19 protein-coding genes and 1 pseudogene are annotated in these 26,963 nt (G+C 72.5%); 13 read left to right on the top strand and 7 right to left on the bottom strand.

The genetic code is table 11. The features are described 5' to 3' along the window. The first annotated feature begins 34 nt into the window (after window positions 1–34). The 6 genes and pseudogenes from ACQPZW_RS34550 (at window position 35) to ACQPZW_RS34525 (ending at window position 6,042) form a co-directional block, all read left to right on the top strand. Window positions 35–654, top strand: a pseudogene (locus ACQPZW_RS34550) (CAP domain-containing protein). A 168-nt stretch (window positions 655–822) separates the two neighbouring features. Continuing rightward, window positions 823–1,536 carry a L,D-transpeptidase family protein gene (locus ACQPZW_RS34545; RefSeq protein ID WP_433790209.1) on the top strand — a complete coding sequence of 238 codons (714 nt, stop codon included), beginning with the start codon at window positions 823–825 and terminating at the stop codon, window positions 1,534–1,536. Between the two features lie 109 nt (window positions 1,537–1,645). Further along, the gene (locus ACQPZW_RS34540) at window positions 1,646–2,974 is read left to right on the top strand and encodes an efflux RND transporter periplasmic adaptor subunit (RefSeq protein ID WP_433790208.1); all 1,329 of its coding nucleotides are present in this window, start codon (window positions 1,646–1,648) and stop codon (window positions 2,972–2,974) included. Continuing rightward, window positions 2,971–3,648 carry an ABC transporter ATP-binding protein gene (locus ACQPZW_RS34535; protein WP_433790207.1) on the top strand — a complete coding sequence of 226 codons (678 nt, stop codon included), beginning with the start codon at window positions 2,971–2,973 and terminating at the stop codon, window positions 3,646–3,648. Before ACQPZW_RS34540 ends, ACQPZW_RS34535 begins: the two co-directional genes overlap by 4 nt. After that, entirely contained in the window at window positions 3,635–4,819 is a 1,185-nt protein-coding gene (locus ACQPZW_RS34530; RefSeq protein WP_433790206.1) for an ABC transporter permease, read from the top strand. Before ACQPZW_RS34535 ends, ACQPZW_RS34530 begins: the two co-directional genes overlap by 14 nt. Before the next feature lie 191 nt (window positions 4,820–5,010). Continuing rightward, complete coding sequence (locus ACQPZW_RS34525; protein ID WP_433790205.1) at window positions 5,011–6,042, top strand: diguanylate cyclase domain-containing protein; 1,032 nt, start codon at window positions 5,011–5,013, stop codon at window positions 6,040–6,042. A 101-nt stretch (window positions 6,043–6,143) separates the two neighbouring features. Here the strand turns inward: ACQPZW_RS34525 and ACQPZW_RS34520 are convergent, their stop codons facing one another. Then, on the bottom strand, window positions 6,144–9,059 hold the full coding sequence (locus ACQPZW_RS34520) for a hypothetical protein (RefSeq protein WP_433790204.1): 2,916 nt from the start codon (window positions 9,057–9,059) through the stop codon (window positions 6,144–6,146). A 2,709-nt stretch (window positions 9,060–11,768) separates the two neighbouring features. Here ACQPZW_RS34520 and ACQPZW_RS34515 point away from each other — a divergent pair. Next, window positions 11,769–12,332, top strand: a complete 564-nt coding sequence (locus tag ACQPZW_RS34515; RefSeq protein WP_433790203.1) for a hypothetical protein — start codon at window positions 11,769–11,771, stop codon at window positions 12,330–12,332. 207 nt (window positions 12,333–12,539) lie between these two features. Beyond that, window positions 12,540–14,285 carry a hypothetical protein gene (locus ACQPZW_RS34510; protein ID WP_433790202.1) on the top strand — a complete coding sequence of 582 codons (1,746 nt, stop codon included), beginning with the start codon at window positions 12,540–12,542 and terminating at the stop codon, window positions 14,283–14,285. Between the two features lie 934 nt (window positions 14,286–15,219). On the opposite strand, the gene ACQPZW_RS34505 is transcribed toward ACQPZW_RS34510, so the two are convergent. The 6 genes from ACQPZW_RS34505 to ACQPZW_RS34480 form a co-directional block, all read right to left on the bottom strand. Then, complete coding sequence (locus ACQPZW_RS34505; RefSeq protein WP_433790201.1) at window positions 15,220–15,648, bottom strand: hypothetical protein; 429 nt, start codon at window positions 15,646–15,648, stop codon at window positions 15,220–15,222. Window positions 15,649–15,676: 28 nt separating this feature from the next. Beyond that, window positions 15,677–16,300, bottom strand: coding sequence for a DUF6292 family protein (locus ACQPZW_RS34500; RefSeq protein ID WP_433790200.1), 624 nt, complete (start codon window positions 16,298–16,300; stop codon window positions 15,677–15,679). Window positions 16,301–16,303: 3 nt separating this feature from the next. Next, the gene (locus ACQPZW_RS34495; protein ID WP_433790199.1) at window positions 16,304–16,804 is read right to left on the bottom strand and encodes a hypothetical protein; all 501 of its coding nucleotides are present in this window, start codon (window positions 16,802–16,804) and stop codon (window positions 16,304–16,306) included. Between the two features lie 43 nt (window positions 16,805–16,847). Beyond that, window positions 16,848–17,792 carry a pirin family protein gene (locus tag ACQPZW_RS34490; protein ID WP_433790198.1) on the bottom strand — a complete coding sequence of 315 codons (945 nt, stop codon included), beginning with the start codon at window positions 17,790–17,792 and terminating at the stop codon, window positions 16,848–16,850. A 204-nt stretch (window positions 17,793–17,996) separates the two neighbouring features. Beyond that, window positions 17,997–18,410: a PPOX class F420-dependent oxidoreductase gene (locus ACQPZW_RS34485; protein ID WP_433790197.1), complete on the bottom strand. Its 414-nt coding sequence runs from the start codon at window positions 18,408–18,410 to the stop codon at window positions 17,997–17,999. Window positions 18,411–18,438: 28 nt separating this feature from the next. Continuing rightward, window positions 18,439–19,836, bottom strand: a complete 1,398-nt coding sequence (locus tag ACQPZW_RS34480; protein WP_433790196.1) for a DUF2252 domain-containing protein — start codon at window positions 19,834–19,836, stop codon at window positions 18,439–18,441. A gap of 269 nt (window positions 19,837–20,105) precedes the next feature. On the opposite strand from ACQPZW_RS34480, the gene ACQPZW_RS34475 reads away from it, so the two are divergent. The 5 genes from ACQPZW_RS34475 (at window position 20,106) to mmsB (ending at window position 26,895) form a co-directional block, all read left to right on the top strand. Continuing rightward, window positions 20,106–21,089, top strand: coding sequence for a LacI family DNA-binding transcriptional regulator (locus tag ACQPZW_RS34475; protein WP_433797695.1), 984 nt, complete (start codon window positions 20,106–20,108; stop codon window positions 21,087–21,089). 321 nt (window positions 21,090–21,410) lie between these two features. Continuing rightward, window positions 21,411–22,895, top strand: a complete 1,485-nt coding sequence (araA, locus tag ACQPZW_RS34470; protein WP_433790195.1) for an L-arabinose isomerase — start codon at window positions 21,411–21,413, stop codon at window positions 22,893–22,895. Window positions 22,896–22,922: 27 nt separating this feature from the next. Beyond that, window positions 22,923–24,053: a multiple monosaccharide ABC transporter substrate-binding protein gene (chvE, locus tag ACQPZW_RS34465; protein WP_433790194.1), complete on the top strand. Its 1,131-nt coding sequence runs from the start codon at window positions 22,923–22,925 to the stop codon at window positions 24,051–24,053. A gap of 71 nt (window positions 24,054–24,124) precedes the next feature. Next, window positions 24,125–25,660, top strand: coding sequence for a multiple monosaccharide ABC transporter ATP-binding protein (gene mmsA / locus ACQPZW_RS34460; RefSeq protein WP_433790193.1), 1,536 nt, complete (start codon window positions 24,125–24,127; stop codon window positions 25,658–25,660). Beyond that, on the top strand, window positions 25,657–26,895 hold the full coding sequence (mmsB, locus tag ACQPZW_RS34455; RefSeq protein ID WP_433790192.1) for a multiple monosaccharide ABC transporter permease: 1,239 nt from the start codon (window positions 25,657–25,659) through the stop codon (window positions 26,893–26,895). The genes mmsA and mmsB overlap by 4 nt, the downstream gene beginning before the upstream one ends. The last annotated feature ends 68 nt before the right edge of the window (window positions 26,896–26,963 follow it).

Raw genomic sequence — 26,963 nt, 5'->3', positions numbered from 1 at the left:
GTCCGGGCGCCCGGACGAAAGGATCGACGGCGACATGCGCAAACTTTCGGTGGGGCTCGGTCTGGCGGTGGCGGCGCTGGCGGCCGGTGGATGCGGCACGCCGGCGCTGGCGTACGGGCCACCGGGCACACCGGACGTCACGGCGAGCGCGCGGCCACCGGTGGCGGGATGGGGCGACGCGCCCGTCCGGCCCGGCCGCCCGTCCCGGACCCGTCCGGAGCGTCCACGGGCCCGCACCGCCGAGTCGGCCGTCCCCGGCTCGCCGGCGGCGGTGCAGCAGCAGATCCTCACGCTGGTCAACCAGAAGCGGAAGGAGGCCGGCTGCGACCCCGTCACCCTCGACCGGCGGCTGAGCGAGGCCGCCGGCCGGCACGCCTCCGACATGGCGCGGCGCGGCTACTTCGACCACGAGTCCCCGGCGGGGAGAAGGCCGGCCGGCGGGTCACCGACGCCGGCTACACGTGGCGCCGTTACGGCGAGAACATCGCCAAGGGGCAGGACAGCGCGCACCGGGTGATGGCCGACTGGATGAAGAGCCCCGGCCACCGGGAGAACATCCTGGACTGCCGCCTCGACCAGATGGGTGTCGGGCTGGCCGTGGACACCGACGACACCCCCTACTGGGTCCAGGAGTTCGCCACTCCCCGTAGCTGACTTACCTCAACCCGGTGGCTCCGGATGCCGATGGCATACCGGTTTCGTGTCACCGGCCTTCCCCGTACTCCACAGGTGGGCCTGCTGTGCTTCTATGTGCGGACAACAGTCCTGGGGAGGAACGTTTTGGCAAGGGGACGGGTTTCCGCTCGCCTCGCCGGCGCTGCCATGGCGGCGCTGGTCGGCAGCGGTCTCGGCGCTTTCGCGCTGACGCCGGCGAGCGCCGGTGCGTCCGCGCCGGTGACCGCGGCCGTGACCACCACGGTGGTCACCAAGGCGGCCGCCGCGTCGTGCGCGACCGGCAAGTACCAGAAGCAGGTCGAGGGTTACCTGAAGCAGCTGGGTGGATACGGCACCATGACGGTCGACGGCAAGCAGTCGCCCGCCGACTGTGCCGCGATCGTCAAGTTCCAGAAGCGCTTCGGGATCCAGCCGGCCAAGGGCCTGGCCGGCCCGACGACCTACGACGTCGCCAAGCGACTGGCGGCGACGAAGACGTCGGCCTGCAAGGCCAAGAAGAAGGGCATCACCTTCTGCGTCGATCTGACCAACCAGACGACGTGGGTGATGAAGAACGGGGCGGTGCACGTCAAGCCGACCGTCACCCGTACCGGGTACAAGGGCTACCGGACCCCGGCGGGCACCTTCACGATCAACAAGCGGACGAAGAAGGAGTGGTCCGACCCGTACGAGGTGTGGCTGCCGTACTGGCAGCGCTTCATCGGCGGTCGGGGCTTCCACCAGACCACGACCTACATCCACGACAAGTGGCGCGGGTCGCACGGCTGCGTGAACCTCCTGCAGCAGGACGCCCAGAAGTACTGGAGCATCGGCAAGATCGGCATGACCGTGAAGGTCATCGGCCGCCGCCCCGGCACCTGATCGTCGCGTGACAGCAGAGCGGGCCGTCCCTCCGGGGCGGCCCGCTTCGTCGTCCCGGGGCATTTCGTCGTCGTCGGCATTTCGTCGTCGTCGGCATAGAGTGGCGGTCGTGTATCGCTCACGTGCCGTGATCCTCGCCGCCGGTGTCCTGGTGCTGCTCCCGATGACCGCGGCCTCCTGCGACGACACGCCCGACCCGGTCCGGCTCGGCAACGCGCAGATCGGCACGGTCGACGAGATCGTCGAGGCCCCCGGCACGGTCACCGCCCGGACCGCCGCGACCCTGACCGCGCCCGCCTCCGGCACCCTTCGCGAGCTGCACGCCGAGCCCGGCCGGCGGGTGCGCAAGGGAGACGTGCTCGCCGTCATCGACTCGCCCGAGCTGACCCGCCGCCGCGACGCCGCCGCCGAGGCCGTCGAGCAGGCCCCGACCGGGACGGGCGTGAGCACCGGCGGCACCGCCGAGTTCGCGGCCGTCCGCGAACGCACCGACGAGCAGGCCGCCGACGCCTTCGAGCAGGCCCGCGCCGCCGCCGCGCAGATCGCCGACCCCCAGGTCAAGAAGACCCTGCTGCATCAGGTCGACGCGGCCGAGCGCAGCTACGAGACCGCCTCGGCCGCCTCGGCGACCGCGTTGCGGTCGGTGCAGCGCGGCGTCGCCTCACTCAGCCGCGCCATGGGCACCCTCTCCGCCGCCCAACGGTTGCAGGCCGAGCAGGCGTACGAGCTGGCCGACGCCGCCGTCGACGCCCTCACGCTGCGCGCCCCCGTGGCCGGCGTGGTGCAGCTCGGCGGCCCGGCGCAGACCGGCGGCAACCCGCTCGCCGGGCTCCTGGAGTCCGGGCAGGCCCCCACCACCACGTCCGGCACGATGTCCGGGGTGGACGCCGCGATCCCCGAGGGCGGCTGGGTCGCCGCCGGCACCCCGGTCGTGACCGTCGTCGACACCGCCCGTCTCGGGCTCTCCGCCGAGGTCGACGAGACCGACGTGCTCCTGGTCGGCGAGGGCGTCGAGGCGGAGGCCGAGCTGGACGCCGCTCCCGGCGCCAGCTATCCCGCCACGGTCCGCGCCGTCGACCTGCTGCCCACCACCTCGGCCCGCGGCGGCGTCTCCTACCGGGTGCGGCTCGAGCTGGGCGCGGGATCGTTCGCGGACAGCGGCGAGCCCGCCCCCAGCCCGCGGCCGGGCATGAGCGCGGTCATCCGCCTCAAGGTCCGGCAGGCCGCCGGCGCCGTCACGGTCCCCGCCTCCGCGGTGGTCAGCGCCGACGGGCGGGACACCGTCTGGACCGTCCGGGACGGCCGCTACACCGCGGTCCCGGTGCGGCTCGGCGTGCAGGGCGAGGACACCGTGCAGGTCGTCTCCGGCGTCACCGCGGGCGAGCGGGTCGTCGTCGCCGGCGCCGACCAGGTCGACGCGGGCGGCGAGGCGCCGTGACCGCCGCGATCGTCGCCGACGACGTGAGCCGCACCTACGAGCTCGACGGGGTGTCGGTGGCGGCGCTGCGCGGCGTGTCCCTGACCGTCGACCCCGGTGACTACGTGGCGATCGTCGGCACCTCCGGCTCCGGCAAGTCCACCCTCATGCACCTGCTCGGCGGCCTCGACCGGCCGACCGGTGGCACCCTGCTGATCGGCGGCCGCGACGTCAGCACGCTCAGCCCCGACGAGATGGCCGAGCTGCGCAACACCACGATCGGGTTCGTCTTCCAGTCGTTCCACCTGCTCGCCCGTACCACCGCGCAGGACAACGTCGGCCTGCCCCTGGTCTACCGCGGCGCCGGCCGCCGGGAGCGCCGGGAGCGCGCCGCCGCCATGCTCGAACGGGTCGGCCTCGCCCACCGCGTCACCCACCGGCCCAATCAGATGTCCGGCGGTGAGCAACAGCGCGTCGCCATCGCCCGCGCCCTGGTCACCGGCCCGTCCGTGCTGCTCGCCGACGAGCCCACCGGCAACCTCGACTCGGCGACCGGCCAGTCCGTGCTGGCCCTTCTCGAGTCGCTCGTCGACGACGGTGTCGCGGTCGTCCTGGTCACCCACGACCGCGACGTCGCCGCCCGCGCCCGCCGGCAGATCGTGATGAAGGACGGACTGATCAGTGAGACTCGCTGAGGCCTGGCGGGTCGCTCTCGACGCGCTGCGCGCCAACCGGCTGCGCAGCATGCTCACCATGCTCGGCGTGATCATCGGGGTGGCCGCGGTCGTCGCCCTGGTCGCCATCGGCACCGGCACCAAACAGCAGATCGAGAACCAGGTCGAGGGCCTCGGCTCCAACCTGCTGCTGGTCGTCCCCGGGCGCCTCCAGGCCGGTTCGGCGCCCACCTCGTCACCGCTCACCCTCGACGACATCGACGCGATCAACCGGGTGGTCGGCGACCGCAGCCGGGTCGCGGTCACCATCGCCTCCGGCGAGACCATCCGTGCCGGGTCGCGCACCGGTTTCGCGAGCATGCAGGGCGTCCTGGAGACGACGCCGACCGTCTTCGTCCGCCGGCTCGACCGGGGCTCCTATCTGACCCGTACGGATGTCAGCACCGGCCGCCGGGTCGCGGTCCTCGGCGCCGGCCTGGCCCGCACCCTGTTCGCCGACCGTGACCCGATCGGCAGGCAGATCACCATCGGCGGCGTCCGCTTCCGGGTGATCGGCGTCTTCGAGCCGCTCGGGCAGAGCCTCGGCGTCGACCGCGACGGCGAGGTCCACGTGCCGGTCACCGCCGCCCAGCGCCTGCTCGGCACCGAGCGCATCGACGGCATCGCCATCCGCGCCCCCGACCGCGAGCGCATCGGCGAACTGTCCGCCGCCGTCGTCGCCGCCCTCGCCGACCGCCACCCGGACACCGACTTCTCCGCCGTCACCCAGGAGCAGATCCTCGGTGTGCTCGGCGACATCCTCGGCGTGCTCACCGGGGTGCTCGCCGCGATCGCCGGGATCAGCCTGCTCGTCGGCGGCGTCGGCGTCTCCAACATCATGCTCGTCTCGGTCCGCGAGCGCACCAAGGAGATCGGCCTGCGCAAGGCCGTCGGCGCCCGGCCCCGCGACATCGGCCTGCAGTTCCTTTTCGAGGCGGTGCTGCTCACCACCACCGGCGGCATCCTCGGCATGCTCCTGGGCGGCGGCACCGCCCTGCTGGTCGACCGGCTCAGCCCGGTGCCGGCGGCCCTCACCTGGTGGTCGATGGCGCTCGCGTTCGGCGTGTCCGCGGCCGTCGGCATCATCTTCGGCGTGGTTCCGGCGCAGCGGGCCGGCCGGCTCGACCCGGTGGTCGCGCTGCGTACCGAATGAGGCCCCGCCGGGCCATCGGCCAACGCCTCAGGTGACGCCTCCCGGAGCCACCGGCCAACGCCGCAGGTGACGCCTCCCGGGACCGTGGGCCAACGCCTCGGGTGACGCCGCCCGGAACCGTGGGCCAACGCCTCAGGTGACGCCGCCCGGAACCGAATGAGGGTTTCGGACCTGATCTGGAGGAGTACGCCTTGGCCCATCAGTTGCGCGACATGCACGGCGCCGCCCGTGCCGTCGCCTACCTGATGCTGGCCGCCGGACCCTACAACTTCGTCACCGGCGTCCTGATGAAGCTCGGCGACCCGCTGGGCCAGGTCGTCGCCCTCGGCGTCACCTCGTTCGTCCTGTTCGCCGTCGGCCTGATCTGCCTGCGCCGCCCGGAACGCATGCCCCGGCTGTTCTGGCTGCTCGTGCCCCTGCTCGGCGCGGGCGTCATCACCGGGCTCAACGTGGCCACGGCCGACGCCACCATGGGACCGCAGTTGTTCTACCTGTGGCCGCTGCTCTACGCCGCGATGTTCCTCAACCGCCGGGTGATCGCCCTCACCGTCGTGCAGATCTCCGCCGGGCATGCGCTGACCGCCTTCCAGTTCCAGGAGAGCGGTCAGGCGCTCCTCGACTGGATCGCCATCACCGTGGCCATGTCGATGACGGCGGTCGTCGTGGCCGGCCTCCGCGAACGCAACGACCGGCTCCGTGGCGTCCTGGAGACGCAGGCCACGTCCGACTCCCTCACCGGCGCCGCGAACCGCCGGGCCTTCGACGCCGCACTCAGCGACGCCGTCGCGACCGCCGGCGACCACGACCCGGTCGCCCTCATCATGATCGACGTCGACCACTTCAAGACGATCAACGACACGTGGGGGCATGCGGTCGGGGACCTCGCCCTGCGTACCGTCGCCGACGCCCTCCGCGACGCCGCCGAGGGCCGCCGGCACATGGTCGCCCGCCTCGGCGGCGACGAGTTCGCCGTCCTGCTGCGTGCCGCCCCCTACGCCGCCGTCCACTTCACCGAGCTCGTCCGCGCCAGAGTCGCCGCCACCGCCGAACTGCCGAGCGGCCCACCCAGCCTAAGCATCGGCATCGCCGTCCTGCCCGAGCACGCCCACACCGGCGACGACCTGCAGAAGGTCGCCGACGCCGCCCTGTACCGGGCCAAAGAGGGCGGCCGCGGCCGCAGCAAGATGGCCCATCCGACCGTCACGCTCCGCGCCTCAGCCTGACCGCTGCCCCGGCGCGAGGTCGGCCGGCTTGTGGCTCCGCGCCCGGGTTCAGCGCGGCCGCTGTTCCGGCGTGGGGTCGGCTTGTGGTTCCGCTCCCGGTCTCAGCCCGGCCGCTGCTCCGGCGCCGGGTCACCGTCGGCGGCCGGCTTGCCGCCCAGCGGGGTCAGGATCTCCGGAGACCTGCGGGGGTACGGACCCCAGCCGTCCCGCAGCACGTGGATGTAGACGGCCTCCAGACACACCCCGATGCGCTCCACCAGGTCGGTGTCCTCCGCTGCGCCCAGCCGGATCGCCCGCGCGAAATGGTCGAGCGCCTCCATGTGCCGCCCCTGGTCGAAGCAGCTGCGCCCGGCGTTCTCGTGCACCACGCTACGCACCGCCGGTGACACCTCCGCCTCCACGGCCCTCTGGAACAGCCGGTCCGCCTCCATGTAGTCACCACGCAACCGCAACACGTGCGCCAGCTCCGCCTGCGCGATCACCATCGACTGCAGATCCTGCGCCGACTCGGCGTGCGCCAGAGCCAGCCGGCTCGCGGCCGCGGCCATACCCAGCTCACCGAGCAGGCGGTACACCTCCGCGCGTACGCTCAGAAGCCCCGCCTTGACGATGTTGTCCGCCTCGTCGGTGAGGGGCCCGTCGAGCCGTTCCCCCAGCGCCCGGAGGGCGTCCCGGTTGTCCACGACCTCCCGCAGCGTGGCGCCGTCGAGCCGCCAGCGGATCGCCGACAGCTCGGCCGCGGTCAGCGGCAGATGCGGCGCCAAATCCGGTCCACGCGGCACGTCCCGTGCCGGTGCCGTGCCGCTCGGCCGGCCCGCGCCGCCCTGCTGGCCCGCATTGTCCTGCCGGGCCGCGCCGCCTTGTTGGGCCGCGCCGCCTTGGTGGGCCGCGCCGCCTTGGTGGGCCGCGCCGCCTTGTTGGGCCGCGCCGCCTTGGTGGGCCGCGCCGCCTTGGTGGGCCGCGCCGCTTTGCTGGGCCGCGCCGCCTTGCTGGCCTGTGCCGCTCTGCTGGCCCGCGTTGCCTTGCTGAGCCGCGTCGCCGCCCGGCTTCCCTCCGCCGCCTGGTTTCCTGTCGCCATCCCGGTCGCCGGCGTTACCGGCCTGCTCGCCGCCGGCCACGGCCCGGTGTCCAGGCGTTCCCGCTCCCGAGGCGTCCGCCCCGACCACACCGGAGGCGCCCGCGCCAGCCGCACCGGAGGCATTCGCGCCAGCCATGCCCGACGCGTTCGCGCCGGTCACAGCGGAGACTCCCGCGTCAGCCGTGACCGACGCCTCCGTGTCGGTCGTACCCGCACCGGACGCTGCCGCGCCGGGCGTTCCCGGGTTCGGGGCTCCCGTTCCAGCCGTTGCCGCGCCGGAAGCTCCTGGTCCGGCACCGTCGCCGCCGTGAGCGGTTTCGGTGCCCTGCACCTCTGCGGCCCGTCGCCTACCCGATGCGCCACTCGTCCGGCCGGCGTCGCGGGTCAGCTGGTCCGCGCTACCGCTCGCCGGATCCACCCCGGCCCCGGAGGCGTGCCGTCCGGCCTTGTTCGAGGAACCGCCTTCGGCCCCGGCCCCGCCGTCATCCGCGTTACCGATGCCCGCATTGACGCTGTCGGCGTCACCGCTGGCGGCATCGGCGCCACCCGTGTTCGTGCTACCCGTGTTCGTGCCGCCGGTGGCCGTGCCACCCGTGTTCGTGCTACCCGTGTTCGTGCCGCCGGTGGCCGTGCCGCCCGCGTTCGTGCCGCCCGTGGCAGTGCCGTCCACCGGCTTCGCGGCATCGGAACCGCCACCGGCCGCGGCCATTCCGCCGATCTTGGAGACGAACCAGCCGCCACCGAACGCCGTGTCGGCATACCGCCTCGGCTCGCTGTCCGGCCCCGACGTCTCCAGCCGCCCGATCGGCCGCAGGTTGTGCAGCGTCCCGTCCGGATCCATATACGGCCGGTCCGCCCCGTCCGACTCCGGCCTGGTCAGCGGGAACCCGATCTTCTCCCGCCCGGCCGTACTCGGCCCACCAGCAGCCGCGCCCGGCCGGGAACCCGGCTTGGGCAACGCCACCGTGGGCCGCTCACCCGTCGCGCCGGCACCTGGAACCGATCGCCCGTCACCCGAGTCGCCCCCCGAGGGCGCGCCGGAAACCGGCGAGGCCCCGTGCGGCACGGTCGGCCGGGCGTCGCCGTGCGGTCCCATCGGTCCGGCGTCGCTGTGCGGCCCAGACAGCCGGGCGTCGCCGTTGCGCCCGGGCTGTAGGGCGTAGCCGCTCTGATCGTTATGCAGGGCGTCGCCGTTTCGCCCGTTCTGCAGGGCGTCGCCCGAGGAGGCAGGTTCCGGCGCGGTCGTGTTCCACTCGTCTGCCCCGGTGGCGGCCGCGGGCGAGATCGGGGCAGTCCCGTTCCGGCCACGCCCGCCCAGCGCGAAACCGGCAGCAGGAGAGTTCGTGGTGGGCGCGGGCGAGACCGGTGTGATCCCGTTCCACCCGTCCGACCCGGCCGGCGAGGTCCCGTTCCAGCTGTTCTGTCGTCCGTCGAGCGCGTAGCCGACAGTCGGGGAGACCGGTGCCGGGCCGTTGGCGGCGGGCGGAACCTGGATCGGTGTGATGCCGTCCGGACCGGTCTGCGGCCCGCCCGTCCTGGTGGGTGCGGCCGGGGACACCGGTGTGGCGGCGTTCCAGGCGGTCTGCCGTCCGTCCGGGATGTGGCCGGGAGCCGGGGATACCGGTGTGGCGGCGTTCCAGGCGGTCTGCCGTCCGTCCGGCATGTCGCCGGGAGCCGGGGACACCGGTGTGGCGCCCCTCCCGGTGACCCCGTCCGGGCCGTACTGCCGGGCCTCCGGGGTGGCGGCGGGCGCCGGGGAGACCGGTGTGGCGCCGTTCCATCCGGGCCGGCCGCTCTGAGCGCCCGAGACGGGTGCCGCAGCCTCCACACCATGAGCGGAACCCGGGGCGGCGCCGGACCGCGAGCCGGTGTCGTCGGCGGCGTGCGCTCCGGGCCGCGGACCACCCGAGCTGGGCGCCGAACCCGGAACGCTGCCCACAGCGGCCTGATCCCCGGTGGGACCGTCCCAGCCGGCACCCGCCGGGGACGCCGTTCCCGGGGCCTGCCCGAAACCGTTCCACGGCCCGAACGGCGCACCGGACGTTCCGCTCGCCGGGGGCGGAGCCGACCGCGGCATGGTGGAGGCGTCACCGGGCGTGGCGCCGTTCCGTCCGCCGTCAGCCTGCGGCGCGCCCGGCACACCGAACCCGTGCCGGGGGCCGGACCCGTCAGCGCCGTTCGCCGGAGGCGCCGACCGGGGCGCGCTGCCACCGGCCGCCGGTCCTGCCGTCGCGCCGAGCCCTGCGGCTTCCTGTGCTCCGAACCCGTTCCACGACGCCCCAGGGCCGCGGGGATCCGGCGAAGGCGGTGCCGACCGAGGTGCGGCGCTGTTCCGCCCGTCGCCCGATCGTCCGCTCTCGGTTTCGTTCCACTGCTCGCCCGGCCGTGTCGGACCCGTCCCCTGCGGCGAAACGGCCGGCCACCCACCAGTGGCCTGACCCGGCGCTGACGACCATGCCGCGTTCGGCGCACCGGGAGCCGGCGGCATCCCACCGGAAGCAGCGTGCGGCCCCTGCGTGGATTGCGGGCCTTGAACGGCCTGCGGCGCCTGAGCGAACTGCGGTCCTTGAGCGGACTGCGATCCCTGGGCGGCCCAGGGTCCCTGAACGGCCTGCGGACCCTGAGCGGAGTGCCGAGCTTCGGGCGCAGAGGGCGGTGCCGCGGGACCCGGCGGTGTGAGACCCGGCATGGACTGTGCCGTGCCGGCCGCGGACTGCGGCGTTCCGGCAACCGGCGGGGGACCGCTCGGTGCGGCTTGAGGCACACCGGGGCCGGGCTGCCGAGCGCCCGAAACCGACGGCGGCGCCCCAGGAACCGATCGAGGCCCACCGGGAGCAGACGGTGACGCCCCGAAACCCGGCTGCCGAGTGCCGGGAACGGCCTGCGGTCCACCGACGGTCGGCTGCGGCGATCCCGTAGGCGTCCCGCCCGGACCGTGAACACCCGGCACGCTTTGATCAGCCGGCGGCCAGGCGGTCGCGGTCGACGGAGCACCGGCTGCGGCGGGACCCTGGCCCTGAGGCGGGTACCCGACCGGACCCGCGTCGACGCCCGGCACCTGCGGTCGAGCCGCGGGCGGCCAGGCCGCCGTCGGCGCGGGCTGACCGGCAGCGACGTCACCCGTGGTGGACGGCGAGATCGGCCGGGCACCGGCGGCCGGCTGAGCGTCGTCGGGAACCATGGCCCACGGCCCGTCCCCTTCGGAGAGGAAGACGTGCGCGGTCCGTGGCGTCCGCCGAGACCGCTGTTGCGGAACGTCCGACCGCCCGTCCGCGGCCCAGCGGCTGTCGCCGGGTGCGGCGGGTCGGTCGAAGCCGCCGGTGACGTCGGGCCGTCCGCCGGTGCCGCCCCATTGGTTGTCGGCGGGTGCGCCGGGTCGGTCGAAGCCGCCGGTCACATCCGGTCGCCCGCCGGCGCCGCCCCAGCGGCTGTCGCCGGGTGCGGCGGGTCGGTCGAAGCCGCCGGTGACGTCGGGCCGTCCGCCGGTGCCGCCCCATTGGTTGTCGGCGGGTGCGCCAGGTCGGTCGAAGCCGCCGGTCCCATCCGGTCGCCCGCCGGCGCCGCCCCAACGTGCATCGACGGGCCCGGAAGCCGGGCCCGCATTTCCGTATCCGGGAGTTGCGCCCTGTCCGGCCGCCATGCCGGGAACGCCCTGTCCGGGCGGCACTCCGGGCCCGCCCTGTCCGGGGATCCCGCCGGAAGCTCCTTGGGTCGGCATTGAGCCGGGAGCTCCTGGTCCGTCTGCTGCTCCGGCGCGGCCGGTCTCCGGCCCGCGAGCAGCCGAAACGCCGCCGTTGCCGTTCCCCGACGGTGCGCCGGGCGAGCCGTTCTCCGGCGCTCCGGCGCCCGGGCGTGCGGATTCAGCGCCCGGCTGCGGTCCGTTCGGGCCGATGATGCGCGCCGGCGGGACCGGCGCCGGCGCGGCGACGACACGCGGCGCCACCGGCGGGTCGGCCTTGATCACGCGCGGTGCGGTCGGAGGCGTGGCCGTGCTGACGACCTTCGGCGGTACGGGCGGCTCAGCGCGACGCACCACACGAGGCCCGCCGTCGGTAGCGCCCGTCGCTGCGGCCCTATCGTTCCCATCCCCGGGGTTCGCGGCTGCCGGCCCGTTCGGCCCCACACCAGCGCCGGAGCCGGTCCCGCCCGGTCCACTGACATCCGTCGTCGGCTCGACGCCCTTGTCGGCCGCCCCGCCCCGATGTCCGGGCACCAGCCGCGCCACCGCCGAACGCCAGCCCCCGCGCCGCTCCGAGCCCTTCCGCTCGTCCTTGCCGGAAGCCTGCCGCCCAGCACCGTCGGCCTCGCCGTGACCCGCCACCTCTCCGGGAACACCCGCCCCCGGAACGCCCCGGTCACCCGCGCCGACCGGAGTGACCCAGCCGTCCGCCGTGGGCGCTCCGCCCGATCCGGCTCCTTGCGGGTTGGCCCAGCCGTCGGCGGCGGGTGTTCCGCCCGATCCGGCTCCCTGCGGCGCGGCCCAGCCGTCGGCCGTGGGCGCTCCACCTGTGGCCGGTCCTTGCTGGCGCGACCCGGACGAGCCTGGCGCACCGGAACCGCCTGTCCCGTGCCCGGCGACGTCATGCGCCGCGGTCGTTCCGCCGACCTGCTCCGGAGCCCCGTTCCTGGAATCCGAGACCGGGGTGCCATGACCGGCGCCGCGCCCGATCTCACCGTGGCCGGGGGCGGTCCATTCGGGACGACCACCGGGGTCCGCCGCGCCGGAGCGGCCGCCGCCGTTGTCGGCCCGGTCAGCCCTGTTCCCGGCGCCCGAAGCGCTGCGGTCGTCGGTGGCAGGACGCCCACCCTCGGCTCCGCCGGATGCTGCGACGCGGCGCTCGTCGGCGCCGTCCTGGCCGCCCACGTCGGCTGTCGTCCCGACGCCGGAGGCCGGTGTGCCGCGGTGGTCGCCCGCACTGCCGAATCCCGTACGGGCACGGTTGAACGCGGGCCCCCCGTCCGCCGTCTCGCGATGGTCGCCGGTTTCGGCGGATTCGCCCGCCGCACGACCGAAGGCGTCACCGGCCGTGGCGCGCCCGGATCCGTCGCGGACTTCGGCACGACCGGCCGGCGTGTCCGGCGAGAGGTCGCCGCTGGTTCCACGGTCGGGCAGCGGGGATCCATCGGCCCCGAGCTCCGGCCGGTTGGCGTCGTCGCCGGCCGTGGTGGGTCGGCGTCCACCCTGGTCGGCGGCACGGGAGTCGCCAACTGAGGGAGCTGCCGTCAGCGGCTCGCGCTCCTGGCGGTAACCGTCGTAGGACTCACCGGCCGTGCTGAAGCCGTCGCCGCGTTCCGGGCTGGTCGGGACCTGTGCCCGTCCGGCGGGGCCGATGCCGTCGCTGCGTTCGGGGTTGGTCGGGACTTGGGCTCGTCCGTCGACCGTGCCGAAGCTGTCGCTGCGTTCGGGGTTGGTCGGGACTTGGGCTCGTCCGTCGACCGTGCCGAAGCCGTCGCCGCGCTCCGGGCCGGCCGGAACCTGTGCCCGCCCGCTGACCGCGTAGTCGTCGCGGCGAGCCGGACCGGACCGTCGGGCGTCCTCGTCGCGGCGCTGACGCCGCCCACCGACCGGGCGGATCGGACCGAAGTCGTCCCACGCCTCGCCGGAGCCGTCGGGCCGCGCCGGGCGCCGGCCATCGCGGGACCGGCTGGGCTCCTCCCAGTACTCGTCGGTGCCCAACTCGATGGTCCGGCCGCTGCCGGGCCGCTCGTCGTCCCGTTCGATGTGACCCTCGTCGTCCCACGACTCGTCGGGACGGATCTCCACGGCGCGCGGGCCACGTCCCCGGCGGTCGTCACGGGACGGGTCCCGGCGTTCGTCGCGCGGGTCGTTCCGGCCGTCGCGGGCCTCCAGAGGGTCACGAGAGTCGTCACGGCGATCGTTCTGCGCCGCACGGAGATCGTCACGCGGGTCACGGATGTCGCCGCGCCGGTCGCGCGGGTCGAGCGCATCACGGATCTCACCGCGCGGATCACGCAGTTCAGCACGCGGGTCACGGGAATCCCGCAACTCACCGCGGGGGTCACGCGCGTCGCTGCGGGCATCACGCGGGTCGCGCAGCTCACCGCGGGCACCACGCACGTCACCGCGGGCGTCGCGGGGATCGCGCAGCTCACCGCGAGCATCGCGGGGGTCACGCAGGTCACCGCGGGAATCGCGGGGATCGCGCACGTCACCGCGGGCATCGCGCGGATCACGCAGGTCCCGCGAGTCGGTACCACCGCGCGGATCACGCGGGTCGAAAGCGTCACGGAGCCCACCACGCACGTCCCGCGAGCCGCGGGAATCACGGCCGACACGGGGATCACTGTCGATGCGGGGATCACGCAGGTCGTCGCGGGATTCGCGAGCCGCGGGCCGGCGATCGCGCTCGTCCCGGCGTCCGGGCGCCCCGTCGCGCCGCTCGTCCCATCCGCCGCGCCCGTCGTCCGGGCGTCCACCGCTGCGCTCCCGCCGGTCGTCGCGGCGGGGCGGGGCGTCGTCGCGGTAGCGGGCGGACGGCCCGTATCCGTGGTCGCCGTCACGGCGCGGGTCGCCCGTACGCTCATAGCGGTTGTCCCCGCCGTGGCGCCGGTCTGCCGCGCTTCGCCGCAGCTCGGGTCGCGCCGCGGGGTCGACGATCGGGAAGTCGGGTTTGTCGAAGTCGACGGCGAGTTCGGGCCGGTTGAAGTCGACGTCGTCGAAGTCGTCGCCGACGAGGTTGTCGACGGACGTGTCGATGGGCTCGAAGTCGGGGTCGTCGAGCCAGCCGGGCCGTTCGGCGTCGAAGGCGGCCTTCTGGCGGAGGTCGCCGTCGTCGGCTCGGCCGGTGCGCCGGCGGGTCGGCATGACCGGGTCCGGAACGGAACGTTTGGTGTAGTGCTTCTCTTGTTTGACCGCGGAGCTCGGCATGAACGAGTACTCGTCGTACTCGTCCGCCCAGTACTCGTCGTCCTCGAAGCTCATGACGCGGCCCCGAATCGGCTGGGGAAGGACCCAACGCCCCGACGCCGCATCCGTGCCACCGTCCTCACCCTGTACCACCTCCGCACCCCGGTGCCGCCCCCTGCGTCCCGCGATCAATACCTGCCACGTGGTGGATGTGGAAGGTTAACCACGGATTTGCGCACTGCGCCACCGCCCTGCGGGTCCCCGTCATCGGCCTCGCGGCCGGCCCGCGAGCGTTGATCGCATCGGCGCCGCAGCCCGCCGATGGTGCGCGATCATCGGGGTATACGTCTGGAGGGCTGCCCCGGTTCAACCGGTTGAGCAGTGACTATGACAGCGGTCCGGTGATGGTCGCGGACCGGGTCCGGGTGCTGTCCCGATCAACGGGATTCACTGCCGTGAGGTGACGGTAGCGGTGTCGACTTAAGGACTTTTTAAGGTGCTCTTCAGGAGAACCAAGGACTTGTGGGTGACCCTGAACAGGTGACCACCTGTATCGGAGCCCGGTGAACGTCCGGCGTCGCACGCGTGACCGGCGGGTGGCGAAGGACACGCTCCGTGTTCGCGGATCATGGATGGGTGATCTGTCACGGTGGAGGAGCACCCCGCCGCGGCCAGTGATGTCCCGGCGGGTTGTTTGCGGCCCCTGACTTCCCGGCCCACGGCCGTCGCCCCCCAGTTTCACGGCGGCCGTGTCATGCCCGAGACGTTCCGCTGAGACGACGCCCCCTCGTCTTCTCGCGGGCAGCGGTTCTTGGCGTGTCGCCGGGACGGAGGCAGCGGCGGGAGCCCATCTCCCGCCGCTGCTCTCTTCCCAGCCCCCGGCTCCGCGGTCACCGATCCCAGCACGGTGGCCGTGCCGTGCCCGGCAGACCCCCGCGGGGATGACCCCCTCCGCATTCTCGCGGTGCGTGTCACCGGGTCATGGAGCCGGGACCGGAGGCGGCGGCGGAACCCGGTCGTTCCGCCGCCGTCCCTCCGCGCCGGCGCAGGTGAGCAGATGGCGCCCAGGTGCAGGTCGCCGCGGTTCGCAGGAGCGCCGTCAGGGCGATGACCACGCCCAAGTCGCCGCGAGCCGAGGGAGCGCGGTCAGGGCGACGGTCGCGACGACGGCGCGGGACAGGATTCGCAAGCCGACATGATCGAACCGGCCCGATCCCGGGTGGGGTGCGGCTCAGAGGCGGCCGTCGGTGGTGAAGCCCTCGACCCTGGCGGGCAGCACCAGGCCGGCCGCGGCCAGGGCGGTGAGCAGCGCGGACAACTGGGTCCTGGTCAGTGTGGCCGCGGCGTCGGCAGGCGGGTGCGGGACCTCCAGCGCGACGGCCGCCTCGATGGCACGCGTGCCGATGGCCGCCTCGACCGCCCACAGCCGGTGAGCGCAGAACGCCGAGTGCGCCGAGGCGGCGAGCTCCCCGTGCAGGCGCAGCAACCGGCGCAGATCGGCGGCGAGCCGTTCGATCGGCGGGCCGTGCGGTCGCACGACGGGCGGGCGGCAGCGCTCAGCCACCGCGGCACACCATCGCGGCACGTAGCGGCATCCGGCCATCACCAGGCCCGGGGCGGCGAGGATCAGGGCGATACGGCTGGCGTCCAGGAGGGTCACGGGCGTCCTCCGCCGGTGTGGGGTCGGTCTACCCTCGACCTTCCGCCGCGCCCCGCCACCCGTCAACGGACTTTGTGCGACGTGCCGCATAGCGACCCAGCGCCGCCTCGAAAGCGGGATCGGCCACGTCGGCCCGGTGCCCCGGGAAGTCGGCGCCGGCCTCCTCGGGAGCGGGTGGTGCAGGCGTGGGAAGGCCCGCGGGGGAATCGGGGGCCGGTGGTGCAGGCGCGGGAAGGCCCGCGGGGGAATCGGGAGCGGGTGGTGCAGGCGCGGGAAGGCCCGCGGGGGAATCGGGGGCCGGTGGGGCAGGGCCGGGAAGACCGGCGAGGGAGGCGACGGCCCGGGCCACCGCGCCCGGCGCGGCGATCGTCGCGACGGCAAGAGCTTCGGTGGTACGCACGGAGCGCCCGGCCGGATCGTCGACGACGAGCAGATACCAGCCCCGCTCCTCGGACCATCCGGCCCCGGCCTCGTCGTGGTCCCACACCGGCCGTCCGTGCAGCCGTACCTGCCGGGCCAGGTCGAAGGGGATCCACCCGTCACGGACCGGTCCGTCGTCGGCACGCCAGTCGGCGACGGGCACCCCGGCGGCCTCCAGTGCCGCCGCGACGGCCCGGATGTAGCCGGCGTGCGCCGAACGGGCCCCGTCCACGGGTCAGATGACGGCGCGGCCGGCGAGCTCGACGAGACCGGGCCGGCCGCCGAAGACGCGCCGGACGGTCGTGCCGATCCGGGCGAACAGGTCGTCCCCGCCGAAGTCGGTCCCGGTCAGCTCACCGATCAGCAGGTGGACGGCGAGCTCTTCGGTGTGCGTGGCGGGCCGGTGGCCCTCGGCCGGCAGATCGGCGGCGAAGACCCGCTGGGCGAGGGCGGCGTCGCCGTCGGGGGTGTCCGGCCCGGTGCTGTGCAGCCAGAGCAGGGCGGCCGTCTCCGGGCGCAGCACCCGCTGGAAGACACACGGCTCGACGCCCACGTCGACGAGCGCCCCGGCCCAGAACGGCTCGGTCACCGCGAAGCCGGCGGCGGTCAGCGCGGCGGCCGCGGTGCTCCCGGACGGCCCGTCGTCCCAGGTGATGATCGGCGGCACCCGCTGGTCGGTGTGCGGGTGCAGGCCGGGAACGCCGGCCAGGACCGCGAGGAGTCGGGCGGGCGTCATCGGACGATCATGACGGTCGCCGGTGCAAATGTGAAGCCGCGTGTCAGTACGTGTCGCCGTGCCGGTCGCGCGCCTTCAGCCGTACCGAGGGAAGCTCAGGAGCCGGGAGCGGACCGGCCGCGCAACCGTCGACGGTGCCGAACCTCTCGGAGCCGTAGGGCTCCCCGGCCATCCACTGCGCGCGCGCCCGGGCGATCTCGTCGTGGTTGCGCCCGACGAAGTTCCACCACATCACCAGCGGCTCGTCGAACGGCTCTCCACCGAGCAGGAACAGCCGCGCCGGACCGTCGGTGGCCAGGTGGAGGGTGTCGCGCCCGGGGCCGGTGTAGAGCAGCGATCCCGGCTCCAGGGGTGTGCCCGCGACCGTGGCCCGGCCGGACATCACCAGCACGCCGTGCTCGAAGGCGGGGTCGAGCTCGAGGGTGTGCTCGGCTGCCGCGGCGTGCACCAGCTCGGCCCCGATCAGAGGCGAGTGCACGCCGGCCGGGGACCGCAGGTCGCCGAGGTTGCCGGCGACGACCGTGATCGTCACGTCACCGTCCCGGCGCGACGGCAGCCCGGTGTGGTGCTCGAAGCGGGCCGGGCCGTGGCGGGCGTCGTCCGGCATGGCGATCCACAGTTGGAGCCCGTGCATGCCGTCCGGGTGCTCGGGCGGGGTGTGCTCGGAGTGGGCGATCCCGTGCCCGGACGTCATCAGGTTGAGCTGACCGGGCGCGACGAGCTGGTGGCTGCCGAGGCTGTCGCGGTGCTCGATGAGCCCGTCGGCCAGCCACGTCACCGTCTGCAGGCCGCAGTGCGGATGCGGCGGGATCTGCATGCCCGGCCGGCCGCTGACGTCGTCGGGTCCGAAGTGGTCGACGAAGCACCAGGCGCCGATCATGCGCCGCTCCCGGTGCGGCAGCAGCCGCCGGACCGTCGTGTAACGGCCGAGCGGCACGTCATGGCCCGGCAGCAGCACGCTGTCGACGATGTCCGGCGGAGTGCTCATGCCCCCGAGACTAGTGCGCGGGCGTATCGGCGGCCCAGGCTCGTCGCACCGGAAGCGCCCGGGTTGGTCGTGCCGGAAGCGCCCGGGTTGGTCGCGCGGAAGCACCGGGGTTCGTCGCACCGAAAGCGCCCGGGTTCGTCGTGCCGGAAGCGCCCAGGCTCGTCGTGGAAGCGCCCGGGTTGGTCGTGCCGGGAGTGCCCGGGCTCAGTCCGCCGCGGGCATCAGTGACGCCGAGCCCAGGACGCGGGTGACCGTCACCTCGATGACCACCCGGGCCGGGTTGGGGCGGGGCTGGCGGTAGCGGGCGGCGTACCGCTGCTCGGCGTCGGTGACCGAGGACGGGTCGTCGCGGATCACGGCGAGGCCCTCGATCGTGCTCCAGCGGCCGGCGTCGACCTGGCAGATCGCCACCCGCTGCCGGCCGCGCAGCACGTTGCGGACCTTGGTCGAGGTGCCGGAGGTGATCACCCGGGCCAGGCCGGCGACCGGGTCGAAGGTGGCGCCGACCGCGACCACGTGCGGGGAGCCGTCGGCGCGCAGTGTGGTCAGCGTGCACAGGTGGCGTTCGGTCCAGAAGGCGGCGAGCGCGGGGGAGTCGAGGGGAATCGTGCCGCTCACGGGCGTACCTCATCGGGGGTTGTGATCGTCATGGGGTCGGGCCGGGCTCGGCCGGCAGGTCGCCGCGGCGGACCGCGGCGACCAGGGCTTCGTGGTCCTTCTCGACCTGGTCGGCGTAGGCCCGGGCGAAGCGGGCCACGGACTCGTCGAGCTTGTCGCCGCTGCCGACGTAGCCGGCGATCATGGAGGCGCCGCTGGTCCGGGCGTGCGACTTGGCGAGCAGGAAGCCGCAGATGGCGGCGTAGTCGGCGAGCGCGCCGGCGTTGATGTCGTCGACGACGATGGCGCCCTTCATGTCGCGGAACTGGCGCACGTAGTACTGGTGGGCGCCGACCGTGGTCCAGCCGAGCAGCGGGTCGCTCACCGTCTGCAGGGCCTGCTGGTACTCCACGACGCGCTGCCCCTGGTGGCGGTGCCAGGCGAGCGCGCCGTGCTGATGTTTCGCCACGATCGAGCGGCGCGCCTGTTTGAGCTGTAGAAACAGCACGTCGTCGGGGCTGCTGCCCTCGCACAGGGCGACGTAGGCGCGCAGGCCGACCGAGCCGACGCCGACGACCTTGTGCGCGATGTCGACGATCCGGTAGCCGCCGAGGATCCGTGCCCAGTGCGGTTTGAGGGTGCTGAGGTAGCCGTCCAGGGCCTCGGCCAGCTGCTCGCGCTCGTCGGCCGGGAGCCGGGTGATCAGCGGCGGCTCCTCGACGAGCCGCATGGCACCGTCGTTACGCTCGGTGAAGCGGGGCAGCGCGCGGTCGCTGGTGCGGCGGCGGGCGCGGCGTGCGGCGCGCTCGATCTCGTCACGGAAGCTGGCCCGGGTGGCCGCCGAGCGCATGCCCTCGACGTCGAGCTGGTCGAACGAGCGGGCGAGCAGCGGCTGCTCGGCGAGGTGGGCGATCTGGTCCCGGTACGACTCGACGCAGTGCTGGACGGCGTCGGAGCAGGAGCTCTCCCGGAACCCGTTGACCCGGCCGGCCACGTGCACGCTCACAGTGAGGCGGCGCAGATCCCACTCCCACGGGCCGGGGTGGGCCTCGTCGAAGTCGTTGAGGTCGAAGACCAGCTCCCGCTCGGGGGAGGCGTAGAAGCCGAAGTTGCCGAGATGGGCGTCGCCGCAGATGACCGGGGTGATGCCGGTGCTGGGCAGGCCGGCGAAGTCGTCGGCCATCAGGCCCGCGGTGCCGCGCAGGAAGGTGTAGGGCGAGGCCATCATCCGGCCGACGCGCACCGGGACGAGCCGGCTGAGCCGGCCCTCGTGCGAGGCGATGACCTGGGCCACCGGGTCGGGGCGGCGGTCGGGGGCCTTCCAGTGGGCCATGTCGGAGCGAGGGGACCGCTCGCGCAGGGACCGGCCGATCTCGTAGCGCTCGGCGCGAGGTGCGGCGGCCCGGCGTAACGAGGTGAACCCCTCGTCCGCTAAGCTGCCGAGCACACCCGGCGCGGTGTTTCCTGACGGTTCCATCGCTGCCGAGGGTACGTGCCGCCGAAGATCGTCTGCGCGGGGCTCGTGAAAAGCCGATGTTATCGATAACATTTCTGAGTCTGTGAGCGCGTGCGACTGCCCGCTACGCTCCATCAGAACTGAGCTTTTCTCAACTCGGCGAGGTCTCCGGCTGCCCGGTCCCCGATCGATGCCCGGTTGAAATGGTTCACCGGATCGGACGAGGTGCGCAAGTGGACAAGGGATCACGTAGCCCGGCGATGACGGATGTGGCCCGGTTGGCCGGGGTGTCCCACCAGACCGTCTCGCGGGTGCTCAACGATCATCCCAATGTCAAGGAGCAGACCCGGATCCGGGTCCGTGCCGCCATCGCCGAGCTGGGCTACCGTCCCAACCGCGCCGCCCGCGCTCTCGTCACCGGCCGTTCCCAGCTGATCGGCGTGGTCGCCCGCAACAGCACCCTCTTCGGCCCGGCCACCATGCTCAGCGAGTTCGAGCAGGCCGCCGCGGACGCCGGTTTCGCGGTGAGCGTGGGCAGCGTTCACGAGTTGGACCGCTCCTCCATCTCGGCGGTCGTCGACCGGCACCTGGACCAGCGGGTCGCCGGCCTGGTCGTGATCGCCAACACCGCGTCGGCCACCGAGGCGCTCGCCGAGATCCCGGAGGACCTGCCGGTCGTCTTCATCGACGGCGATCCGTCCAGCGGGCGCCCGCTCGTGACGGTGGACCAGGTGGCGGGCGCCCGGGCGGCGACGAGGCACCTGCTCGACGCCGGGCACGAGACGGTCTGGCACGTGTCCGGGCCGACCGACTGGTTCGACTCGGCCGGGCGGATCCAGGGCTGGCGGCAGACCCTCGAGGAGGCCGGCGCCGAGGTGCCGCCGCTGCTGTCGGCCGACTGGTCCGCCGCCGAGGGCTACCGGACCGGTCAGATGCTGGCCCGGATGCCCGAGGTGACCGCCATCTTCACGGCGAACGACCACCTGGCTCTGGGCATTCTGCGGGCGCTGCACGAGCGCGGCCGGCGAGTGCCGCACGACGTCAGCGTGGTCGGTTTCGACGACGTTCCGGAAGCGGCCTATTTCATTCCGCCGCTGACCACCGTCCGGCAGGCCTTCGGTGATGTGGCCCGGGCCGCGTTGAGCCTGCTCCTGGGCCAGATGCGGGACATCTCCGGCACCGCCGACCAGATCGTGGTGCCGCCGCAGCTGATCGTCCGGGAAAGCGCCCCCCGGCGCATCTGAACGATTACTCTCCGCCCACGTTAATGGGCCGTTACCTCGTTGTTGCCGACGCCCGTTGACAGCGTATTTGTTAACGATAACACTGAGGTTTCCCGCCGGGTTGTGGCCGCGGCCACCCTCCCGGCCGTCCCTCGGAGGTACGACCCGTGGCCGGGTATGGCGTGACGTTTGGTGACGGCGGCCCCGTTTCCGGACGTAAGATCACTGGGTTGCCGGTGCCCCTGAAGTCCGGCGACCGGATGAAGACGTGCCTGCCGGTTTCGGCGATGGTGCGCCGCGCTGCCGCGGGCGCCTGAACTTCTTCGACCAAAGGACCAACCGATGAACCCGCAGATCTGGTTCCTGACCGGTAGCCAGCATCTCTACGGCCCGGAGACCCTCCAGCAGGTCGCCGGCCAGTCCGCCGAGATCCAGCGGACCCTGGCCGCCGGTGGGCTGACCGCCGAGATCGTCGGCAAGCCGGTGCTCACCGACTCCGGCGCCATCAAGCAGGTGATGCTGGAGGCCAACGCCGACCGCGACTGCATCGGCGTGATCGCCTGGATGCACACCTTCTCGCCGGCGAAGATGTGGATCGGTGGCCTGGACGCGCTGCGCAAGCCGCTGCTGCACCTGCACACCCAGCACAATCGGTCGCTGCCGTGGTCGACCATCGACATGGACTTCATGAACCTCAACCAGGCCGCCCACGGCGACCGGGAGTTCGGGTTCATCCAGGCGCGCCTCGGCGTGCCGCGCAAGGTCGTCGCGGGGCACGCCGCCGACCCGTCGGTGGTGAAGCGCGTCGACGCCTGGGCCCGGGCCGCGACCGGCCTGCAGCACATGCGTGGCCTCCGGCTGGCGCGCTTCGGTGACAACATGCGCGACGTGGCGGTCACCGAGGGCGACAAGGTCGAGGCCGAGCTGCGGTTCGGGGTCTCGGTCAACACGTACGGGGTGAACGACCTCGTGGCAGTCGTGGACGAGGTGCCGGACGCCGAGATCGACAAGCTGATCGCCGAGTACCGCGACGTCTTCGAGATCGCCCCGGAGTTGCTCGGCGACCGCCTCGACTCGTTCCGCTACGCCGCCCGCATCGAGGCCGGCCTGCGGCGGTTCCTGACCGAGGGCGGCTTCGGCGCGTTCACGACGAACTTCGAGGACCTCGGGGGTCTGCGGCAGCTGCCGGGACTCGCCGTTCAGCGTCTGATGGCGGACGGTTACGGCTTCGGCGGCGAGGGCGACTGGAAGACCTCGGTGCTCGTGGCCACCGTGAAGGCGATGGGAACCGGAACCGGACGCGGCACCTCATTCATGGAGGATTACACCTACCACTTCGGTCCGGGTGAGCCTAAGATCCTCGGCGCGCACATGCTCGAGGTCTGCCCGTCCATCGCGTCGGCGAAGCCACGTGCCGAGATCCACCCGTTGGGAATCGGTGGGCGGGAGGACCCCGTGCGCCTGGTCTTCGACGCGGCCCCGGGCCCGGCGGTGGTCATGGGCATGGCCGACATGGGAGACCGGTTCCGCCTGGTCGCGAACGAGATCGAGGTGATCCCGCCGGACGAGCCGCTGCCGAACCTGCCCGTGGCCCGCGCGGTGTGGAAGCCCGCCCCGTCGCTGTCCACTTCGGCCGAGTGTTGGATCATGGCCGGCGGACCGCACCACACGGTGCTCACCCAGGCTGTCGGCGCGGAGACACTTCGTGACTTCGCGGAGATGGCCCAGACCGAACTCCTGCTGATCGATGAGCGCACCACCCCGGCGGATTTCTCCGACCGGGTGCGCTGGAACCAGGCGTACTTCCGCCTGGCCCGCCCCCTGTAACACCCGTTCTCAAAGAGGAGATCCACCGTGAAATATCCCCGGCTCGCGGCCGTTCTGACCGCTGCCACCATGGTCGCCACGATGGCCGCCTGCGGCAACGCCGAGAAGACCTCCGACAAGGAGGCCACCGGCGGCGGTGACACCGCCGGCGCCCTGATCGGCATCACCATGCCGACCCGGTCCTCGGAGCGCTGGATCCACGACGGCGACAACCTCAAGTCGCAGCTCGAGGGCCTGGGCTACAAGGTCGACCTGCAGTACGCGGAGAACGACATCCCGACCCAGACCCAGCAGCTGGACAGCCAGATCACCAAGGGCGCGAAGCTGCTGATCATCGCGTCGATCGACGGCGAGGCGATCACCACCCAGCTGGAGAACGCCAAGACGGCCGGCATCAAGGTCATCGCGTACGACCGGCTCATCCGTAAGAGCCCGAACGTGGACTACTACGCCACCTTCGACAACTTCAAGGTCGGCGTCCAGCAGGCCACCTCGCTGCTGACCGGCCTGGGTGTGGTCGACGCGACCGGCGCCAAGACCGACAAGAAGGGCCCGTTCAACGTCGAGCTCTTCGCCGGCTCGCCGGACGACAACAACGCCACCTTCTTCTTCAACGGCGCCAAGAGCATTCTGGACCCGTACATCGCCGACGGCACCCTCGTCGTCAAGAGCGGCCAGAAGGACTTCGAGAAGGTCGCCACGCTGCGGTGGGACCCGGAGACCGCGCAGAAGCGCATGGAGAACATCCTGACCTCGACCTACAAGGACGGCTCGAAGGTCAACGGCGTTCTCTCGCCCTACGACGGCATCTCGATCGGTATCCTCTCGGCCCTCAAGTCCGGCGGCTACGGCACCGGCGCGCAGGCCTACCCGATCGTGACCGGCCAGGACGCCGAGCTGGCCTCGGCCAAGTCGATCCTCGCGGGCGAGCAGTACTCCACCATCTTCAAGGACACCCGCAACCTGGCCAAGGCCACCGGCGAGATGGCCGACGCCGTCCTCAAGGGCGGGACCCCGAAGACGAACAACACCACGGACTACGACAACGGCGTCAAGGTCGTCCCGTCGCAGCTCCTCGAGTCCGTCATCGTCACCAAGGACAACGTTCAGAAGGAACTGGTCGACGCCGGCTACTACACGGCTGACCAGCTGAAGTGATGTAGGACCCGCGCCCCCGCCCGTCCCCCGGCGGGCGGGGGCGCGGCCTCATCAGCCCATAGGAGGGCTCCATGACCGACACGATCCTGCGGATGAGCGGCATCACCAAGACGTTCCCGGGCGTCAAGGCGCTGCAGGACGTCAACCTCGAGGTACGCAGAGGAGAGATCCACTCCATCTGCGGCGAGAACGGGGCCGGCAAGTCGACTCTGATGAAGGTGCTCTCGGGTGTCTACCCGCACGGCACCTACGAGGGCGACATCCAGTACGAGGGCGAGATCTGCAAGTTCTCCGGCATCCGTGACAGTGAGCATCGCGGCATCGTCATCATCCACCAGGAGCTGGCGCTCGCGGCCAATCTTTCCATCGCCGAGAACATCTTTCTCGGCAACGAGCAGGCCACGCGCGGCTGGATCGACTGGAACCGGACCAACGCGGCGGCCGACCAGCTGCTGCGCCGGGTGGGCCTCGCGGAGAGCGCTGTCACGCCGGTCATCGACCTCGGTGTCGGCAAGCAGCAGCTCGTGGAGATCGCCAAGGCCCTCTCCAAGGAGGTCCGGCTGCTGATCCTCGACGAGCCGACCGCGGCGCTCAACGACGAGGACTCGGCACACCTGCTGAACCTGCTGCGCGGCCTGCGTGACGAGGGCATCACCTGTGTGATCATCTCGCACAAGCTCAACGAGGTGATCGGGATCTCGGACCGGGTCACCATCCTGCGGGACGGCCGGACCATCTGGACCGACGAGACCGCCAACCTCACCGAAGAGAAGATCATCGCGGGCATGGTCGGCCGCGACATGGAGCACCGGTACCCGGACCACACGCCGAAGATCGGTGAGGAGGCTCTGCGGATCGTCGACTGGACGGTCTACAGTCCCACCCAGCCCGACCGGGCGCTGGTCCGCAAGGCCAACCTGAGCCTGCGCCGCGGCGAGATCGTCGGCCTGGCCGGCCTGATGGGTGCCGGCCGCACCGAGTTGGCGATGAGCGTCTTCGGCCGCTCGTACGGCGTCAACATCTCCGGCAAGCTGATCAAGGACGGCAAGGAGATCCAGGCGCGCACCGTACGCGAGGCGATCGACCACGGCATCGCGTACGCGACCGAGGACCGCAAGCGGTACGGCCTGAACCTCATCGAGGACATCAAGCGCAACGTCTCGGCGGCCGGGCTCAGCAAACTCGCCCGGGGTGGCTGGGTCGACGGCAACGAGGAGTTCAAGGTCGCCGACGAGTTCCGGACCAGCATGAACATCAAGTCGCCGACCGTCGAGGCCGTCGTCGGCAAGCTTTCCGGTGGCAACCAGCAGAAGGTCGTACTCTCCAAGTGGATCTTCACTGACCCGGATGTGCTGATCCTGGACGAGCCGACCCGGGGCATCGACGTCGGCGCGAAGTACGAGATCTACACGATCATCAACCGGCTCGCCGACGAGGGGAAGGCCGTGCTGGTCATCTCGTCCGAGCTACCCGAGCTTCTCGGGATCTGTGACCGCATCTACACCCTCTCGGCCGGCCGGATCACCGGCGAGGTGCCGCGCGCCGAGGCCACGCAGGAGAGCCTGATGACCCTGATGACGAAGGACGTACAGGAGGTAGCGCCGTGACGGCCGCACCCGCGCAGGTCGGCAAGGGCGTGGGCGCGCCCGGGCGCGACACGGCTCCCCGCAGGGTCAGCTTCGACCTGAAACAGAACGGTATCTACATCGCTCTGGCGCTGATCGTCCTGGCGTTCGCGGTGGCGACCGACGGCGCTCTGCTCTCGCCCCAGAACCTCAGCAACATCATCGTGCAGTACTCGTACATCCTCGTGCTCGCCATCGGCATGGTGTTGATCATCATCGCCGGGCACATCGACCTCTCGGTCGGCTCGGTGGTGGCCGCGACCGGCGCGTTCGCCGCGATGCTGATCGTCGAGAACGACGTGCCGTGGCCGATCGCGGTGGTGGCGACCCTGGCCTTCGGTGCCGTGATCGGCGCCTGGCAGGGCTACTGGGTGGCGTACTTCGGCATTCCCGCCTTCATCGTCACCCTGGCCGGCATGCTGCTGTTCCGTGCCGTGACCTACTACATCCTCGGCAACAAGGGCATCGGCCCGTTCCCGGACACCGTCCGGACCCTGGCCAACGGGTTCACCCCCGGTTTCCTGAACAACATCGCCCTGGGCCCGCTGGGTGGCGCCGACCTGTTCAGCATCATCGTCGGTGTCGCCGTCGTCGTCGGCATGCTGATCGTGCAGTTCCGGGCCCGTGCCGGCCGGATCCGCTACCACCAGGCCATCGACCCGATGTGGCTGTTCCTGCTCAAGGCCGTCGTCCCGGCGCTGCTGGTGCTGTTCCTCGTGGTGCAGCTCGCCCGGTTCCGCAACCTGCCGTGGGTGCTGGTCCTGCTGGCGGTGCTGGTGGTCGGCTACACCCTGGTCACCAACCGGGCCGTGTTCGGCCGCCAGATCTACGCGGTCGGCGGCAACCTCCAGGCCGCGACGCTCTCCGGCGTCAAGGTCAAGTCGGTGGTGTTCTGGCTGTTCGTCAACATGGGCGTGCTGTCCGCACTGGCCGGCCTGATCTTCGCGGGGCGGCTCAACCTGGCCGGCCCGACCGCCGGCAACAGCTTCGAGCTGGACGCCATCGCGGCCGCGTTCATCGGCGGCGCCGCCGTCCAGGGCGGTGTCGGCAAGGTCGTCGGCGCCATCACCGGCGGCCTGATCATGGGCGTCATCAACAACGGCGCCGGCCTGCTCGGCTGGCAGACCGAGACGGTCATGCTGGTCAAGGGCGGCGTGCTGCTGCTGGCGGTCGCCTTCGACGTCTGGTCGAAGCGCCGCACGGCGGGCGCCAAGTAGGACCCGGCGCTCCCGGCCAGGACCTGGCCGGGACCGCCGAGTAGGGGCCGGTGCTTCTGGGAGAAGCA

The sequence above is a fragment of the Actinoplanes sp. CA-252034 genome, assembly GCF_050956125.1.
Taxonomy (GTDB): domain Bacteria; phylum Actinomycetota; class Actinomycetes; order Mycobacteriales; family Micromonosporaceae; genus Actinoplanes.
This window is presented reverse-complemented; position numbering and strand designations above follow the sequence as displayed.

Coding starts and splice junctions, on each gene's coding strand:
- mmsA (WP_433790193.1), top strand. CDS start 24,125: ATGACCGACACGATCCTGCGGATGAGCGGCATCACCAAGACGTTCCCG.
- ACQPZW_RS34475 (WP_433797695.1), top strand. CDS start 20,106: ATGACGGATGTGGCCCGGTTGGCCGGGGTGTCCCACCAGACCGTCTCG.
- araA (WP_433790195.1), top strand. CDS start 21,411: ATGAACCCGCAGATCTGGTTCCTGACCGGTAGCCAGCATCTCTACGGC.
- ACQPZW_RS34495 (WP_433790199.1), bottom strand. CDS start 16,804: ATGACGCCCGCCCGACTCCTCGCGGTCCTGGCCGGCGTTCCCGGCCTG.
- ACQPZW_RS34490 (WP_433790198.1), bottom strand. CDS start 17,792: ATGAGCACTCCGCCGGACATCGTCGACAGCGTGCTGCTGCCGGGCCAT.
- ACQPZW_RS34515 (WP_433790203.1), top strand. CDS start 11,769: ATGACCGGCGCCGCGCCCGATCTCACCGTGGCCGGGGGCGGTCCATTC.
- ACQPZW_RS34545 (WP_433790209.1), top strand. CDS start 823: ATGGCGGCGCTGGTCGGCAGCGGTCTCGGCGCTTTCGCGCTGACGCCG.